The sequence below is a fragment of the Parahoeflea halophila genome, assembly GCF_900220985.1.
Taxonomy (GTDB): Bacteria; Pseudomonadota; Alphaproteobacteria; order Rhizobiales; family Rhizobiaceae; genus Hoeflea; species Hoeflea halophila.
In genome coordinates, this window is sequence record NZ_OCPC01000005.1 from 139,040 (window position 1) to 154,143 (window position 15,104).

Annotated in this window: 12 protein-coding genes; 9 read left to right on the plus strand and 3 right to left on the minus strand. The window is 61.0% G+C overall.

Annotated features, from left to right (window positions below; translation table 11 throughout):
• Positions 1-92: 92 nt before the first annotated feature.
• From CRO46_RS16045 to CRO46_RS16080, 8 genes are read left to right on the plus strand one after another with little or no spacing between them, the layout of a single operon-like run.
• Positions 93-1,028: a carbohydrate ABC transporter permease gene (locus CRO46_RS16045; RefSeq protein WP_179759092.1), complete on the plus strand. Its 936-nt coding sequence runs from the start codon at positions 93-95 to the stop codon at positions 1,026-1,028.
• Positions 1,028-1,876 carry a carbohydrate ABC transporter permease gene (locus tag CRO46_RS16050; protein WP_097108817.1) on the plus strand — a complete coding sequence of 283 codons (849 nt, stop codon included), beginning with the start codon at positions 1,028-1,030 and terminating at the stop codon, positions 1,874-1,876. Before CRO46_RS16045 ends, CRO46_RS16050 begins: the two co-directional genes overlap by 1 nt.
• A gap of 10 nt (positions 1,877-1,886) precedes the next feature.
• Positions 1,887-4,028, plus strand: coding sequence for an alpha-galactosidase (locus CRO46_RS16055; RefSeq protein WP_210421535.1), 2,142 nt, complete (start codon positions 1,887-1,889; stop codon positions 4,026-4,028).
• Positions 4,021-4,791, plus strand: a complete 771-nt coding sequence (locus CRO46_RS16060; RefSeq protein WP_097108819.1) for an SDR family NAD(P)-dependent oxidoreductase — start codon at positions 4,021-4,023, stop codon at positions 4,789-4,791. The genes CRO46_RS16055 and CRO46_RS16060 overlap by 8 nt, the downstream gene beginning before the upstream one ends.
• Entirely contained in the window at positions 4,788-5,720 is a 933-nt protein-coding gene (locus tag CRO46_RS16065; protein WP_244577929.1) for a 2-dehydro-3-deoxygalactonokinase, read from the plus strand. The genes CRO46_RS16060 and CRO46_RS16065 overlap by 4 nt, the downstream gene beginning before the upstream one ends.
• Positions 5,717-6,355, plus strand: coding sequence for a 2-dehydro-3-deoxy-6-phosphogalactonate aldolase (locus CRO46_RS16070; RefSeq protein ID WP_097108821.1), 639 nt, complete (start codon positions 5,717-5,719; stop codon positions 6,353-6,355). Before CRO46_RS16065 ends, CRO46_RS16070 begins: the two co-directional genes overlap by 4 nt.
• An 8-nt stretch (positions 6,356-6,363) precedes the next feature.
• Complete coding sequence (locus tag CRO46_RS16075) at positions 6,364-7,242, plus strand: SMP-30/gluconolactonase/LRE family protein (RefSeq protein WP_097108822.1); 879 nt, start codon at positions 6,364-6,366, stop codon at positions 7,240-7,242.
• A 20-nt stretch (positions 7,243-7,262) separates the two neighbouring features.
• Positions 7,263-9,233, plus strand: coding sequence for a beta-galactosidase (locus CRO46_RS16080; protein ID WP_097108823.1), 1,971 nt, complete (start codon positions 7,263-7,265; stop codon positions 9,231-9,233).
• Positions 9,234-9,243: 10 nt separating this feature from the next.
• On the opposite strand, the gene CRO46_RS16085 is transcribed toward CRO46_RS16080, so the two are convergent.
• Positions 9,244-10,827, minus strand: coding sequence for a trimethylamine methyltransferase family protein (locus tag CRO46_RS16085; RefSeq protein ID WP_097108824.1), 1,584 nt, complete (start codon positions 10,825-10,827; stop codon positions 9,244-9,246).
• 85 nt (positions 10,828-10,912) lie between these two features.
• On the opposite strand from CRO46_RS16085, the gene CRO46_RS16090 reads away from it, so the two are divergent.
• The gene (locus tag CRO46_RS16090; protein ID WP_097108825.1) at positions 10,913-11,830 is read left to right on the plus strand and encodes a LysR substrate-binding domain-containing protein; all 918 of its coding nucleotides are present in this window, start codon (positions 10,913-10,915) and stop codon (positions 11,828-11,830) included.
• On the opposite strand, the gene CRO46_RS16095 is transcribed toward CRO46_RS16090, so the two are convergent.
• A complete protein-coding gene (locus CRO46_RS16095; RefSeq protein ID WP_097108826.1) occupies positions 11,820-13,187 on the minus strand; it encodes a putative bifunctional diguanylate cyclase/phosphodiesterase in 1,368 nt (455 codons plus the stop codon). The genes CRO46_RS16090 and CRO46_RS16095 overlap by 11 nt on opposite strands.
• A gap of 120 nt (positions 13,188-13,307) precedes the next feature.
• A complete protein-coding gene (locus tag CRO46_RS16100; RefSeq protein ID WP_097108827.1) occupies positions 13,308-15,041 on the minus strand; it encodes a response regulator in 1,734 nt (577 codons plus the stop codon).
• Positions 15,042-15,104 lie beyond the last annotated feature (63 nt).

Sequence of the window (15,104 nt, forward strand, 5' to 3'; positions counted from 1 at the left end):
GCATCAAAGCCGCCCGGTTCACCAGAACGACCTGACACGGCCGGAGCCAGACAGCATGTCGGCACCCCGGCGGCGCACTGGGGAGGGTAGCCATGACGGGGTCTGCGACAACGCCCGCAATTGCCGGAACGCACAGCCACGGAAGCGGGGTCTGGAAAAGAAACCAGCGCGCGCTGGCGCCATGGCTCTTTCTCGCGCCCGGCATCTTCATGTTCGCGCTCTACGTCATCTACCCGATCATTGCCTCGATGTGGCTGAGTTTTTACGACTGGGACGGGCTTGGCGCCAAGACCTGGCTCGGGCTCGACAACTACGCCGAACTGCTGGACGACGACGCCTTTTACACCTCGCTCTACAACAATATCATCTGGCTGGTGCTCTACATGCTGGCGGTGCCGGCGGGGCTGTTCATCGCGCTGTTTCTCAACCAGACTGTCACCGGCATCCGCATTTACAAGTCGCTGTTCTTCTTTCCCTTCGTCATCAGCCAGGTCGTGGTCGGGCTGATCTTTGCCTGGTTCTACGCCCCCAATTTCGGCCTGTTCTACAAGCTGATCGAGTGGATCACCGGCACCGGCATCGCGGTGCTGGCCGATGACCGCTACGTGACCTACGGCATCATCGCCGCCGGGCTGTGGCCGCAGATCGCCTATTGCATGATCCTCTACCTGACAGGCCTAAACAATGTCGCGCCCGACCAGATTGAGGCGGCGCGGCTTGATGGCGCCAAGGGCTACAAAATGCTTTGGCACGTGATCCTGCCTCAGCTCAGACCCGCCACCTTTATCGCCATCGTGGTGACCGTCATCGGAGCGCTCAGGTCCTTTGACCTGGTCTCGATCATGACCGATGGCGGGCCTTACGGCTCGAGCCGGGTGCTGTCGTTCTACATGTATGAGCAGGCGCTGTCGGAATACGGCTTCCGGATGGGCTATGGCGCGGCGATCGCGGTGGTGCTTTTTGCCATCATGATGATCTTCATCTCCTTCTTCATCTGGAAGATGGTTCGCGACGAAAGGGGCATGTGATGTTTCCCAGACCGATCGAAAACACCGCCCCCGCGACGCAGGCTCTCTACAAGCTGGCGCTGCCGGTCGCGCTGATCCTGTGGCTTTTGCCGCTGCTCGGCGTCGCCATGACCTCGCTGAAGCCCTCGAGCGACCTGGCCCAGGGCAATTATTTCGGGCTGCCGAGCTACCTCGCCTTCTCGAATTATGCCGACGTGTTCAACAATTCGCCGATCGGACAGTACATCCTGAACTCGTTCAAGGTCACCATTCCGACAGTGATCGGTGCAGTTGCGATCTCTTGCCTGTCCGGCTTTGCGCTCGCCGTCTACCGTTTCCGCATGAACCTGGTTCTGTTCTTCCTGTTCGTGGCGGGCAATTTCGTGCCGTTTCAGATCCTGATGGTGCCGGTGCGTGACCTGACGGTGTCGACCGGGCTCTACAACACGATTTCCGGGCTGGCGCTGTTTCATATCGCCTTCCAGTCAGGCTTCTGCACGCTGTTCATGCGCAACTTCATTAAGGGACTGCCATTCGAGCTGATTGAATCGGCCCGCGTCGAAGGCGTCTCCGAGTTCCGCATCTTCTGGTACATCGTGCTGCCGCTGATGCGACCAGCGATCGCGGCACTTTCGGTGCTGGTCTTCACCTTTATCTGGAACGACTATTTCTGGGCCACGGTGCTGACCACCAGTGCCGAGACCCAGCCGGTGACCGCCGGGCTCTATTCGCTCAATGGCCAGTGGATCGCGCAGTGGCAGCTGGTCTCGGCCGGCTCGATTATCGCAGCCATGCCGCCGGTGCTGATGTTCTTCCTGATGCAGAAGCACTTCATCGCCGGCCTCACCCTCGGCGCGACAAAGGGATAAAATGGCCTGCGTGCATACGCCAGACTTTGCAGTCACCGATCTGTACAGGCTCGACGAAGGCGGCCGCACGGCCGCCTTCGCCAGCTTCAACAGAGGGGTTCCGAGCCTCATTCATTTTGGCCGGACGCTGCCCGACGACGATGATCTCGCCGCGCTGGCGGTCGCGACGATCCCCAATGTCGGCGCCGGGCAGATAGATCCGTTCCAGCCGCTGACACTTTGCCCGCTGGCGATCACCGGCTGGCAGGGCCATCCGGGCATGGTGCTGCAGGACAAGGACGGCCGTGATTACCTTGCCAATCCAGTGCTGATGAGAACCGAAGCTGATGGTGCGCACGGCGTGCAGTTTACCTTGCTCGACCGGGCGAACTCCGAGGGCATACAGCTCGTCATCTCGGCAACACTCGATCCGCAGACCGGCATCCTCAAGCTGTCGCAGCGAGTGACCATTCGAGACGGCTGGAGCTGCAGCTGGCTAGCAGCCCCCGCTCTTCCCGCCCCCACCGGTATGAGCCGGATCATCGATCATTCGGGACGCTGGTGCGGCGAGTTCAGGCGTCAGGCGACCGGGTGGCGTACTGGCGCGCATCTGCGTGAGAGCCGCGAAGGCCGCACCGGACACGCGCATTTTCCCGGCGTCACGCTTGCGACCGCGTCCACCGGCGAACATACCGGCGCTTGCCTCGCGGCCACGCTGGCCTGGAGCGGCGGCCACCGGATGCTGGCCGAGGAATTGCCCGACGGACGTCGCCAGGTGCAGTTCGGTATTCTCGACGACGGGCTGGCGCGCGGCGAGATTGCCTCACCCGAACTGCTCATATCCTGGTCGGATGAAGGGCTGAATGGTGTGTCCCGGAGCTATCACCGCCATCTCCGCGCCATCCAGGCACCGATTGACGCGAGGCGCCAGCGCGAGCCGCGACCAGTGCATTACAATTGCTGGGAGGCGGTCTATTTCCGCCATGATCTGGAAGAACTCAAAACCATCGCCTCGCTGGCTGCGGGACTCGGCGCCGAGCGTTTCGTGCTTGATGACGGCTGGTTCCGTGGCCGCAACGGTGACACCTCAAGCCTGGGGGACTGGGAGATTGACCGAAAGAAATTTCCTGAGGGGCTGACGCCGCTGATCGATCACGTTCATAGCCAAGGTCTGCGGTTCGGCCTGTGGTTCGAACCCGAGATGGTCAACCGCGACAGCGAGCTGTTCCGCGCCTATCCGGATTACATGCTCGGCCCCGACGACCAGCCTAGCGGCCGCCAGCAGCATGTGCTCGACATGGCCAACCCGGAAGTTCGCGCACACCTGTTCGGCCAGATTGATGCGATCCTGTCTTCGCACGACATCGACTATGTCAAATGGGACCATAACCGGCCGTTGACCGGCGGCAGCCCGGATCAGGCGCGCGGTTTCATGCGCCTGCTTGGCGATCTCGTGCAAGCGCACCCAGACGTCGATTTCGAAAGCTGCTCCTCGGGGGGCGGGCGCATCGATTTCGGCGTGCTCAAGCTGGCAAACCGGGTCTGGCTTTCGGATTCCAACGACGCGCTGGAGCGGCTCAGGATGCAGCACGAGGCCAGCCGCTGGATCGCGCCGGAGGTGCAGGGCTCGCATGTGGGACCGCGCCATTGCCATACGTCAGGCCGCGTTTTGTCGATACCGTTTCGAGCCTGGGTAGCTGCCCAACGGCACATGGGTTTCGAAATGGACCCGCGCGAACTGACACCTGCGGAAAGCGAGACACTGCGCCGGGTGACCAGCTGGTGGAAAGCCAATCGGGCGTTTCTGTTTTCCGGCACCCTGCATCGTCTTGAGAGCGACGACCCGGAAGTATTTGCCGAAATGACGGTTGATGCGGAGGCGGACAGGTTTATCCTGTTTGCCGGTCAGGCCGGTGCGTCCGCGCAGATCTTCCGGCGGCCGCTGCGGATGGCGGGTCTCGATCCGGCAGCGCGTTACGAGATTTCTCTCGTCAATCCGGAAGATATCAGCCCGCTTGCCAACCGCCGCATGATCAGCAGCCCCGATGCGCCGCAACAACATCTGTCGGGAGCGTTTCTGATGGAACACGGGATCCGCCTGCCCAATGCCATTCCAGCTTCCATGACCGTCATGGAAGGACGGCGAACCACAAGGGAGAAAACCGATGACTGAACCGATGGCGAGATTTCCCGATCTGCAAGACAAGGCGGTTCTGATTACGGGCGGCGGCAGCGGCATTGGTGCGGCACTGACCGAAGGTTTTGTCCACCAGGGCGCCAAGGTGGCTTTCATCGACATTGCCGAAGAGCCGAGCAAGGATCTGGCGGCACGGTTGGCGAAGGACAGCCGGCACGTACCGATGTTCATCCACGCCGATCTGACAAAGGTCGATGCAATCCGGCGGGCGGTCAAGACCGCGCAAGAAGCGCATGGTGCGGCCACCGTCCTTGTCAACAATGCAGCGTTCGATGACCGGCATGAACTGCTCGAGATGAGCGAGAGCTACTGGGACGACAACCAGGCGGTCAATCTCAAGCCTGTGGCGTTCGCCGCACAGGCCGTCGCGCCGGGCATGATCGCCGCGGGCGGTGGCGCGATCGTCAATTTCACCTCGACCTCCTACATGCTCAACATCGGCGCCATGCCATCCTACACGGCAGCCAAGGCTGGCATTGTCGGGCTGACCAAGGGGCTGGCCGGGCGGCTGGGACCGGATGGCATTCGCGTCAATGCTATCGCACCCGGCTGGGTCATGACAGAGCGGCAGAAGAAGCTTTGGGTGACCGAGGAAGGGCTCGCAGCCATGATGGACCGGCAATGCCTGAAGCAGCTGATCCAGCCTGAAGACATGGTTGGCCCATGCCTGTTTCTGGCTTCCAAGGCATCCGCCATGATTACCGCGCAGGTTCTGATCGCCGACGGAGGCATGATGTGACGACCTCCCCTGCACTCGTGGCTGTCGACTGGGGTACGACAAGTTTCCGTCTGTGGCTGTTGTCGCGCGACGGTACCGTGCTGGCCGAGCACCGCAGCCAGGAGGGTATGAGCGAGGTGGCCGCGCGCGGCTTCGAAACTGTTCTAAAAGACCACCTGCAGACACTGTCGGTGCCCTCTGACTTGCCAGTGGTGATCTGTGGCATGGCCGGGTCACGGCAGGGCTGGGTCGAGGCCGGCTATATCGACACGCCTGCCGATGTCACCACCATCGGAGCCAGCGCCACTGTCGTGCCCGATACCGCGCGGCAGATTATCATCATACCCGGCCTTGCCGTTCGTTCGGAAAGCGAGCCCGACGTGATGCGCGGGGAAGAAACGCAGCTGCTTGGCGCCCATCTGGAGATGCCTGGCGGCGAGCGCTACTGCATGCCCGGTACGCATTCGAAATGGGTCAGCATGAACGGTCCGACCGTGACCGGGTTTGAAACCTTCATGACCGGCGAGCTGTTCTCGGCGCTCTCCGGCAAGACAATTCTGACGCATTCCACTGACGGCGAGGGAAAGGTAGACGCCAACGATCCTGCCTTCCTGACCGGCGTGCGTGACGGCTGGGCGCGGCCGGAAAAGACAACGCACCATCTGTTTTCGATCCGGGCCGGGCAGTTGTTGTACAATCACCCCGCAGACGAGAACCGGGCAAGGCTCTCCGGCCTGCTCATCGGCGCGGAATTTGCCGGTGCCCGTGTGCGTGGCGACGAACAAATCGGCCTGGTGGCCAGTGGCGCGTTGCAACGGCTCTATCAAGCCGCACTGCTCGCCTGCGGGGTCAAGGTGCGCAACCTGGATGCCGATGTGGCCGTGCGCCGAGGCCTGATGGAATCATGGCAGCGATTTGCCACAACCAGCGGAGATCGAACACACCCATGATCCGGATCAAATTTCCAGCAATGAAGCGCAGCCTTGTGGCGATCCTGCGCGGCATCAAGCCTGAAGAAACCGCCGCTATCATCGACGGGCTGATCGAGGCCGGGTTCACGGCGATCGAGATCCCGCTCAATTCGCCCGATCCGTTTCGCTCGATCGAGATCGCCGTCAAGCGCGCGCCGAAGGAGGTGCTGATTGGCGCCGGCACCGTTTTGAGCGTCGAGGACGTCGACAGGCTCAACAGCGTCGGCGGGCGGCTGATGGTCAGCCCCAATGTGGAGCGCGAGGTGATCGCCCAGGCCGCTTCGCACGGAATGGTGACGATGCCCGGCGTGTTCACACCGACCGAAGCGCTGGCAGCCTGCGCGGCCGGTGCGTCGGCGCTCAAGTTCTTTCCCGCAAGCGTGCTTGGCCCTTCCGGTATCAATGCCATCAAGGCCATCCTGCCCCGGGACGTGCCGGTGGGCGCGGTCGGCGGTGTCGCCAACGAGGATTTCGCAGCCTATGCCAAGGTCGGCATTCGCACCTTCGGGCTCGGATCAAGCCTCTACAAGGCCGGAATGGCGGCCGACGAGGTGGCGCGTCGGGGAACTGCCGCCATTGCTGCTTTCGATGCGCTGAGTGAGGCAGAGCTGTGAGCGGGGAGATGACAAAGTTTTCAGGCCGGAAACTCGATGCACCGGCCTGCCGGCTTGGCGAAGGGCCGACCTATGATCCGCATACCGGCACCGCATGGTGGTTCGACATCGTCGGCCGCAAGCTGATTGCTTACAAATTCGCGTCGGACGAAGCCACAATGCATGAGCTGCCGGTGATGGGCAGCGTTTTGGCGCGGGTCGACAACGCACGCCAGATCATTGCCACCGAGACCGGGCTGCAGCTTCGCCATGTGACGACGGGTGAGCTGGAACTGATCACGCCGATCGAGGCGGACAATGCGCAAACACGTTCCAATGACGGGCGGGTGCATCAGAGCGGCGCGTTGTGGATTGGCACCATGGGCAAGAACGCCGAGAAACACGCCGGTGCGATCTATCATGTGGCGCGCGGCGCGGTGACCAGGCTCTACCCGGACATCAGCATTCCGAACGCGATCTGCTTCTCGCCCGACGGAGCGCTCGCCTATTTCACCGACACGATGGATGGCCGGTTGATGCGTGTCGCAATCGATCCTGAAACCGGTTTGCCTACCGGATCACCAGACGTGTTCCATGACCACCGCGGTGAAGATGGCGGGCTTGATGGCGCGGTCTGCGATGCGGACGGCACCATCTGGAACGCGCGCTGGGGCGGTGGCCGCGTTGACGCCTACGCACCTGACGGCACGCGCATCAGGTCACTGCAGGTGCCTCCGGGCCAGGCAACATGTCCGGCATTCGTTGGTGAGAACCGCGACCGGTTGATCGTGACCTCTGCACGCGAAGGCCTGTCAACCGAGCAGCTTGCAGATGATCCGGATGCCGGCTCGACCTTCCTGCTCGACCACCCGGTCAAGGGCCGGTTCGAGCCCGACTACATCCTCTGACTTTTGGAACGTTACCTGAGATGAACCGCACGCTGGGCGTTTGCTACTATCCCGAACACTGGCCCGAGACACAGTGGGCTGAAGACGCCGCGCGAATGGCGAAGCTGGGGCTCACCCATGCCCGCATCGGCGAATTCGCCTGGTCGCGGCTCGAGCCGAAACGCGGCGCTTACGATTTCGACTGGCTGAAGCGCGCCATCGACACGCTACATCGTGCGGGCCTGAAAGTGGTGCTTGGAACACCGACCGCGACACCGCCCAAATGGCTGGTCGACGAGATGCCGGACATGCTGCCCATTGGAGCCGACGGCATGGTGCGCAAGTTCGGCTCACGCCGGCATTATGATTTTTCGCATGAGGGTTATCTGAAAGAAAGCAAGCGCATCACGCTGGCGCTGGCAAAAGCGTTTGGCGAGCATCCGGGTGTATGCGCATGGCAGACCGACAACGAGTATGACTGCCACAACACCACACTGTCCTATTCACCTGCCGCCCGCAGCGGTTTCAAGGCCTGGCTGCAACGCAAGTACCAATCACCTGACGCGCTCAATCGGGCCTGGGGCAATGTCTTCTGGTCGATGGAGATCGGCGATTTCGACGAGATAGAACTGCCGAACCTGACCGTGACCGAGGCCAATCCGTCGCATGTCATGGATTTCCGGCGTTTTGCCTCGGACATGGTGGTGCGCTTCAACAAGGCGCAGGCGGACATCATCCGGGCGCATTCGCCGGGCCGGGACGTAATTCACAATTTCATGGGCCGGACACTGGCATTCGATCATTTCGATGTCGGTGCTGATCTCGATGTTTCGAGCTGGGATTCCTATCCACTCGGATTTCTCGAGGACCGTTCGGACCAGGGCGATGAATGGAAGCGGCAGTTTGCGCGCGCTGGCGATCCAGACTTTCAAGCCTTTCACCACGACCTCTACCGCGCCACCTCGCAGGGACGCTGGTGGGTGATGGAGCAGCAGCCCGGGCCGGTGAACTGGGCGCCGCACAACCCAGCCCCGCGCGACGGCATGGTGCGGCTGTGGAGCTGGGAGGCCTTCGCGCATGGTGCGGAGACCGTGAGCTATTTTCGCTGGCGGCAGGCGCCGTTCGCACAGGAGCAGATGCATGCGGGCCTGCTGCGACCGGATTCGACCGAGGCTGAGGGTTTTGGCGAGGCGGCGCAGGTGGCCTCGGAGCTTGCCGCGCTGGATGCCGCTCTTGATGCGCTGCCCGGCAAGGCCGATGTGGCGATCGTAATGGATTACCCGTCTGCCTGGGCGTGGGAAATTCAGCCGCAGGGCCGCGAGTTCGACTATTTCCGGCTGGTGTTCGACTTTTACCGCTGCCTGCGGCAACTCGGGCTGTCGGTGGACATAATTCCGGCCAGTGCCCCGAGCCTCGATGGATACGGACTGGTGCTCATTCCCGGGCTGTTTGCCTGGTCTGACGATCTGGTGATGGCAATCCGCGACTGCGACGGGCAAGTGCTGATCGGGCCGCGCACGGGGTCGAAGACCGCTGATTTTGCCATTCCCGCCTCCCTGCCCCCGGGCTTGCCGAGTGATATTTTGGCATTGCGCGTGAACCGCATCGAAACCTTGCGCGCCGACACGCCGGTTGCAGTGACGCAGGATGGCGGCTTCCAGTTCTGGCGGGAATTTCTCGAGCCCGGAGAGGATGCCGAGACGCTGCTTACGGCGGATGACGGTGTCCCGGCGGTGGTTGCCCAGGGCAACGTCACCTATCTCGGCGGCTGGCCCGAGCAGGCGCTCATAAAATCAGTCGCGGGTCAGCTGGCTGGAAGGGCAGGACTTGTCATGAAGAACCTGCCGGACGGTGTTCGCCTGCGCAGGCACGGGCACCATGTCTTTGCGATCAATTACGGTGCCGAGACCTTTGACCTGGCCACTCTTGGCTGGAAGGGTCAGCCCTTGCTGGGCGACCTCATGCTCGAACCCTCCGGTGTGGCGGTCACGTCAGTGGCGGATGCAGGTTAGCGGGCAGCCTTCAGTACCACGCATCAACCAGATCTGCCTTGGTCCGTTCAACGAATTCGGCGAGCGCCTCGTCGGTTGCAACATCCATCGGTGGAGCCTGGTATTCGGCAAGGGTCTGTTTCCAGCGCGCATTGGCGCGCGTGGCGGCATCGGTTTGGCCCGCCGTGTCCCATTTCTCGAACGGTTCGTTGTCGGCCACGGCCGTATCCCAGAATGCTGTCTGGTAGTTCTCCATCGTATGCGCGCAGCCGAGGAAATGCTTGCCGACGCCAACTTCTCTGAATGCATCCAGCGCCAGCGAATTGTCGTCAACCACGACACCGGCAAGATAGGAGTGGAGTGCACCACAGAAATCGGCGTCCATGACGAATTTCTCGTAGGACATGGACAGAAGCCCGTCCAGAAACCCTGCGGAATGAAGAATGAAGTTTGCGCCACAATGCACAGCCGACAACATCGACATGGTGCCTTCATTCATGGCCTGGGCATCGGGTAACTTGGAATTGGAGAAGTTGCCGGCACAGCGCAACGGCAGCTCGAGCCGCCGCGCCAGTTGCCCGATGACCATCGAACCGATGGCGGGTTCCGGTGTGCCGAAGGTGGGCGAACCGGATCTCAATGACATGGACGACAGGAAATTGCCAAAGATCACCGGCGCGCCCTTGCGTTCGAGCTGGGTCAGAGCACAACCGGCCATGGTTTCGGCCAGCGATTGCGCAATAGCGCCGGCACTGGTGACCGGCCCCATAGCACCGCCGAGAATGAAGGGAACGACAACGGCCGCCTGGTTGGCGCGGGCATAGGCACGCAGCACGTTGGTCATGGTTCCGTCCCAGACCAGCGGCGAATTGACATTGACGTTTCCGAGGATGACGCAGTTCCGGTCGACGAAATCGCGACCGAAGACAATCCGGGCCATTTCGATCGAGTCCTCGGCACGGCTTTCCGCGGTCACCGACCCCATGAAACAGCGGTCGGAGTATTTCAGGTGCGCATGAACCATGTCGAGATGTCGCTTGTTGACCGGGACATCGACCGGTTCGCAGATCGTGCCACCGGAATGGTGAAGCCAAGGGCTTGATTGGGCGAGCTTGATAAAGTTGCGAAAATCCTTGATCGTGCCGTAGCGGCGGCCCTTGTCCAGATCCATCACGAAGGGCGAACCATAAGCCGGGGCGAAGACAACGCTCCTGCCGCCAATCTCGACATTGTTGGCCGGGTTCCGGGCATGCTGGGTAAAACTTTTTGGCGCCGATTTCAGGATCTCGCGCAGCATTCCCGGCTCGAACCTCACCAGTAGACCGTCGATATGTGCACCTGCGGCCTTCCAGTGCTGAAGGGCTACGGGATCATCGCGGAACTCGATGCCGATTTCAGCCAGGATGCGGTCTGCAGCCTCTTCAATCCTGACGAGGTTTTCTTCATCCAGTATATCGTAGGTCGGAATGTTGCGGACGATGTAGGGGGCAGCCCGGTGTGGCGCCGCCGCGGTTTGGCACGATCGCCGACCATCGCGTCCACCGGCGCGCTCGCGTCGGCGGGTGCGAGATGTCACCGGTGGAACGGGCGGTTCTGCGGTCTCGACAATTGCCATGGCGTATCCTCCAGAACCAGAGCCTAAGAGCATCGTCAGATCTTGTAATGCTGGAAAATTTCCGTGTGTTGGATAAAGTGAGCTTATGGATAACCTGCGTCGCCTTTTGCCCTCCGCCGGCAATCTTATCGTGTTTGAGGCGGCCGGACGGCAGCTCAGCTTTACCAGGGCTGCCAGGGAACTGGGCATGACCCAGGCAGCGGTGAGTTATGCCATCCGCTCTCTAGAAAACCAGCTCGGCACGGCCCTTTTTCACCGTATCCACCGCGCCGTCACGCTGACGGAAGCTGGACGGCGCTTCCATTCTGACGTGACGCTTGGCCTCAGCCATATCCGCAAATCGGCGGAGGAAATCCGCGGGCATGGCCGGGCAAACACCGTTACGCTTGCGGCCTCGACCGCATTTGCCTCGCTGTGGATGTTGCCACGGCTGCACCGGTTACGGGACGAGTTGCCAGACATCGACCTGCGGATCCAGACCGCGGACCGAGATCTCGACATTCGCAACGAGAACATCGAACTTGGCGTGCGGGGTGGACGGCCGGAGGACTGGCCGGATTATGACAGCGCGTTGGTCGCGGACGAAATCATTGAAGCGGTTGCGAGTGCCGCCTATCTGGAGAAGCACGGGACGCCGGAAACCGTCTCCGAGCTTGCGCAGCACAAGCTCATTCATCTCGAAGAACCGTTCCGCAGTGCCTGCGACTGGCAACAATGGTTCAAGAGCGCTGGTGTCGATGCAGGCAAGGCGCACCGTGGACTGTCCATCAATGACTATGTGCTCGTCATCCAGGCGGTGATGGAAGGACAGGGCGTGGCGTTAAGCTGGCAACATCTCACCGGCCGGCTTTTGGCATCGGGCCTGCTGCGGAAGGTGACCTCCCACCGGCTAGAAACCGGCGCTGCATTCTATGTCATCTGGCCGAAGGGGCGCATGCTGTCGACGCAGACCAAACTGGTTCTCAACTGGCTGACGAAGCAGGGCCGTGCTGTCAGCGGATGAGCAGGCTGGACCGGGTGGCGCTGGCGCGGGCCAGTTCCTCGGCTTCGATCAGGGCGAAGGTGGCCGTGGCGTCAACAGCCTTGCCGTAGTGCCAGCCCTGGCCCGACTTGCAACCGAGTTCACGCAGCTTAGCAGCTTGCTCTTCAGTCTCTATGCCTTCGGCAATGACCTTCAGATTCAGTCCCTCGCACATCATCAGAATGGCCCGCACAATATGTTCGGCGGATTTATCGATGGTGATCTCGCTGATGAAGCTCCGGTCGATCTTGACCTTGTTGATGGTAAAATCACGCAGCCGTCCGAGGCTGGACTGGCCGGTGCCAAAATCATCAAGCGAGACCCGGATGCCGACGCTATGCAGCTCGTTGACCACCTTTGCGGCCACTTCAGGATCGGTCATCATCGCCGTTTCGGTGATCTCCAGTTCGAGCCGTCGCGGATCAAGACCGACGCGGTTGATGATTGCCAGCATATTGAATGCGGTCGCCGGGTCGATCAGCTGCGCGGACGACAGGTTGAAGGACAGGAACAACTCGGGAGGCCAGTGCTTGGCGGTTTCGGCCGCCTTCTTGAGCAGGGTCTCAGTCAGGGAATCGATAAAGCCGCGCTCCTCGGCGAGCGGGATGAAGAGACCCGGTGACACAAAACCCAATTCCTTGTCGGTCCAGCGCGCCAAGGCTTCGAAACCCTCGATCGATCCATCGGCCAGATCGACAATGGGTTGGAAATGGACGGCCACCTCATCGGCGATGATTGCCCTGCGCAGCGCTTGCTCAATCTGCGTACCGCGCCGCATTTCTTCAGCGATTTCCTCCGAATAGACCGTGATCTGGCCACGGCCGCGACGCTTGGAGCGATAAAGGGCCGTATCGGCACTCTTGAGCAGTTCGGCAAACTGTTCGCCGGCAAACGGGTAGACGGCGAAGCCGAAGGAGGCCGAGAGACGGACGTTACGGTCGCCGAGGTCGTAGGGTGCCGACAACACGTCCTTGAACATGCGGCCGATCTTTTCGGCACCTTTCTTTTCGAACACCAGTGGCAGGATAAAGGCGAACTCGTCACTCTCGATGCGGGCAACGAAGCCGCCATCGGGCAAGCACGCCCGCAGCCTGTGAGCGACCTGACAAAGGATCTCATCGCCCGCGGCATGGCCAAACAGATCGTTGATCGGTTTGAACCCATCTATATTGGCAATTCCTATGGTGAAAGGGGCGGGATCGTCGGCGCGCTCGGAGGCCAGTTTGCGGATCTTGTCCATCAGCCGGCGGCGGTTTCCCAGACCGGTCAGCGGATCGGTGTAAGCTACAGCATTCGGATTCGGAGACAAAGCGTCCCTATCTGTATCTTCAGGAGTCATCAACAAAAGTGGATCCGCGTAATCAATGTAACTTTTGGAAAACAGGATGCGTCAGATGTCTTAATATTATCCTATTGTATCACAGGTGAGAGCCATTGGGGCTTCCCAGCTCCAGTCTGCCTAGCCGACTTCGCGAAACCGTTCCCCCGGCTCGACCAATTTCTCAATGAGGGCCTCGAGCTTCTCGGGGTTGACCGGCTTGGACAGATAATCGTCCATTCCTGCTGCGAGGCAGCGATCGCGATCCCCTCCCATCGCATGGGCTGTCACGGCAATAATCGGCACATGACCCGCCCTGTCAGCTTCGCCAGCTTCTGCATCTCGAATGGCCTGAGCGGCCTGAAGTCCGTTCATCACCGGCATCGAGACGTCCATCAGGATGAGATCCGGTGTGGAAGCCCGCCAGGCGGCAACCGCCTCCTCGCCGTTGTTGACGATGCGGAAATCGACACCAATGCTCTCCAGTATCTGTTCGAACACGATCTGATTGACATCGTTGTCTTCGGCCACAAGTACCCGGACCCGATCACGGCTTGGCTCTGGATCGGCTTTGGTCGGTTCTGGCGCTGCAGGAGATTGGCTGGCTGGTTCGGGTTGGGCAAGGCTGTCATCCGGCCGGGGAAGTGCGGAAGTAACCACCGAGAGTGCAGGTGGCCGCGAAGGCCGGACAGCAAGTGGCGCCGGAACTGCAGCGTTTGCTGTGGCTGCAGCGGCCCGTATTTCGAGAGCCTGGCTCAGCACCCGGTGATCTCCGACCTTGCCGCTGGCTGACAAGGCCGAGCCGAGCCGGTCCGAGATTTCCACCTCACAGACCTTGAGATTCATGGATTTCGCCATATCCAAAAAGGCGATGGCTTCATCTGCACTCGCGGTGGCCACGGCATCATATCCGGCCTGCTTCAGCGCGGTCACGCGATCGGTAGAGCGCTCATGATCCTCGTCCACCACCAGAATGCGGCCCTTGGGTCGGAAATGGGACGGCTCCATAACAACGGGAGCCTCGCCTGCTGCTGCCGGCGCTTCGAGAGCATTTGCCTCGACTGGCCCTGTTTCGGTAAGGGCCCTGATGTTGTCGAAGGAAACGGTGACAAAATAGGCGTCGGGCGACCCCGACCGTCGCATGCGGGTGACGCAAGTCATTATCGTGCCGTCGGCCCCGTAGATGTTTTCAAGCGCGTCATACGGCTCACCGGTTTCAAGCACACGACGTTCAAGTTTCTCGAAGCGGGCGGCTAGTTCCGGTCCGACGAGATCGGCGGCGCGCTTGCCGAGGATCTGCCGGCGTGGCAGACCAAACACCCGGCAAAAGTCATTGTTGACCATGAGATAGCGTAGCTCGGAATCCTTCACGATCACCGAGCTGGGAAGACTGTCGAGAATTACATGGACCAGTGCTGCTTGCCGGAGTGCTTCTTTGACTTCCTCTTCCCTGACCTTCTGTCCGGTGATGTCCTGGATGGTGGAAATCAGAGTTCCGTCCGCCATCCGGCGTTTTCTGAGTTGTATCCAACGCCCGTCAGGAAGCTGTTCAACGCTTTCATAACGTTCGCGCCAGTGAATGGCGGTTCGTTCGGCGATCCAGTCTTCCCGGGAGACATTGCGGACTTTGCCATTGAGAGAGCCCAGCACCCGGGCCCCGGTGTCAAATGTCGCGTTGAAGAGGTCACGCAGACGGGTTCCGGGCTGGAGCAGATCCGGTGCAATGTCGAAGAAGCGCAAAAACTGGGAGCTCGCGGCGATAAGCGTATCATTGCGATCGAAAATCATGATCGCGGCATCGAGCACTGAAGCGAGAGCTTCAATGTTCCCAAATTCATGACCGGTATGTCGGCTATCGGTTTCGTTCAACGCCATCCTACTTCGATCCGATGCCCGAACTGTCGCGCGGGATTCACTGAAAGACCGCACTGTGCGATC

What these genes read in the sequence shown, in the direction of transcription:
- CRO46_RS16080 (WP_097108823.1), top strand. Translation starts at nt 7,263, where the DNA reads ATGAACCGCACGCTGGGCGTTTGCTACTATCCCGAACACTGGCCCGAG.
- CRO46_RS16085 (WP_097108824.1), bottom strand. Translation starts at nt 10,827, where the DNA reads ATGGCAATTGTCGAGACCGCAGAACCGCCCGTTCCACCGGTGACATCT.
- CRO46_RS16070 (WP_097108821.1), top strand. Translation starts at nt 5,717, where the DNA reads ATGATCCGGATCAAATTTCCAGCAATGAAGCGCAGCCTTGTGGCGATC.
- CRO46_RS16050 (WP_097108817.1), top strand. Translation starts at nt 1,028, where the DNA reads ATGTTTCCCAGACCGATCGAAAACACCGCCCCCGCGACGCAGGCTCTC.
- CRO46_RS16095 (WP_097108826.1), bottom strand. Translation starts at nt 13,187, where the DNA reads ATGACTCCTGAAGATACAGATAGGGACGCTTTGTCTCCGAATCCGAAT.
- CRO46_RS16045 (WP_179759092.1), top strand. Translation starts at nt 93, where the DNA reads ATGACGGGGTCTGCGACAACGCCCGCAATTGCCGGAACGCACAGCCAC.
- CRO46_RS16090 (WP_097108825.1), top strand. Translation starts at nt 10,913, where the DNA reads ATGGATAACCTGCGTCGCCTTTTGCCCTCCGCCGGCAATCTTATCGTG.
- CRO46_RS16060 (WP_097108819.1), top strand. Translation starts at nt 4,021, where the DNA reads ATGACTGAACCGATGGCGAGATTTCCCGATCTGCAAGACAAGGCGGTT.
- CRO46_RS16075 (WP_097108822.1), top strand. Translation starts at nt 6,364, where the DNA reads ATGACAAAGTTTTCAGGCCGGAAACTCGATGCACCGGCCTGCCGGCTT.
- CRO46_RS16100 (WP_097108827.1), bottom strand. Translation starts at nt 15,041, where the DNA reads ATGGCGTTGAACGAAACCGATAGCCGACATACCGGTCATGAATTTGGG.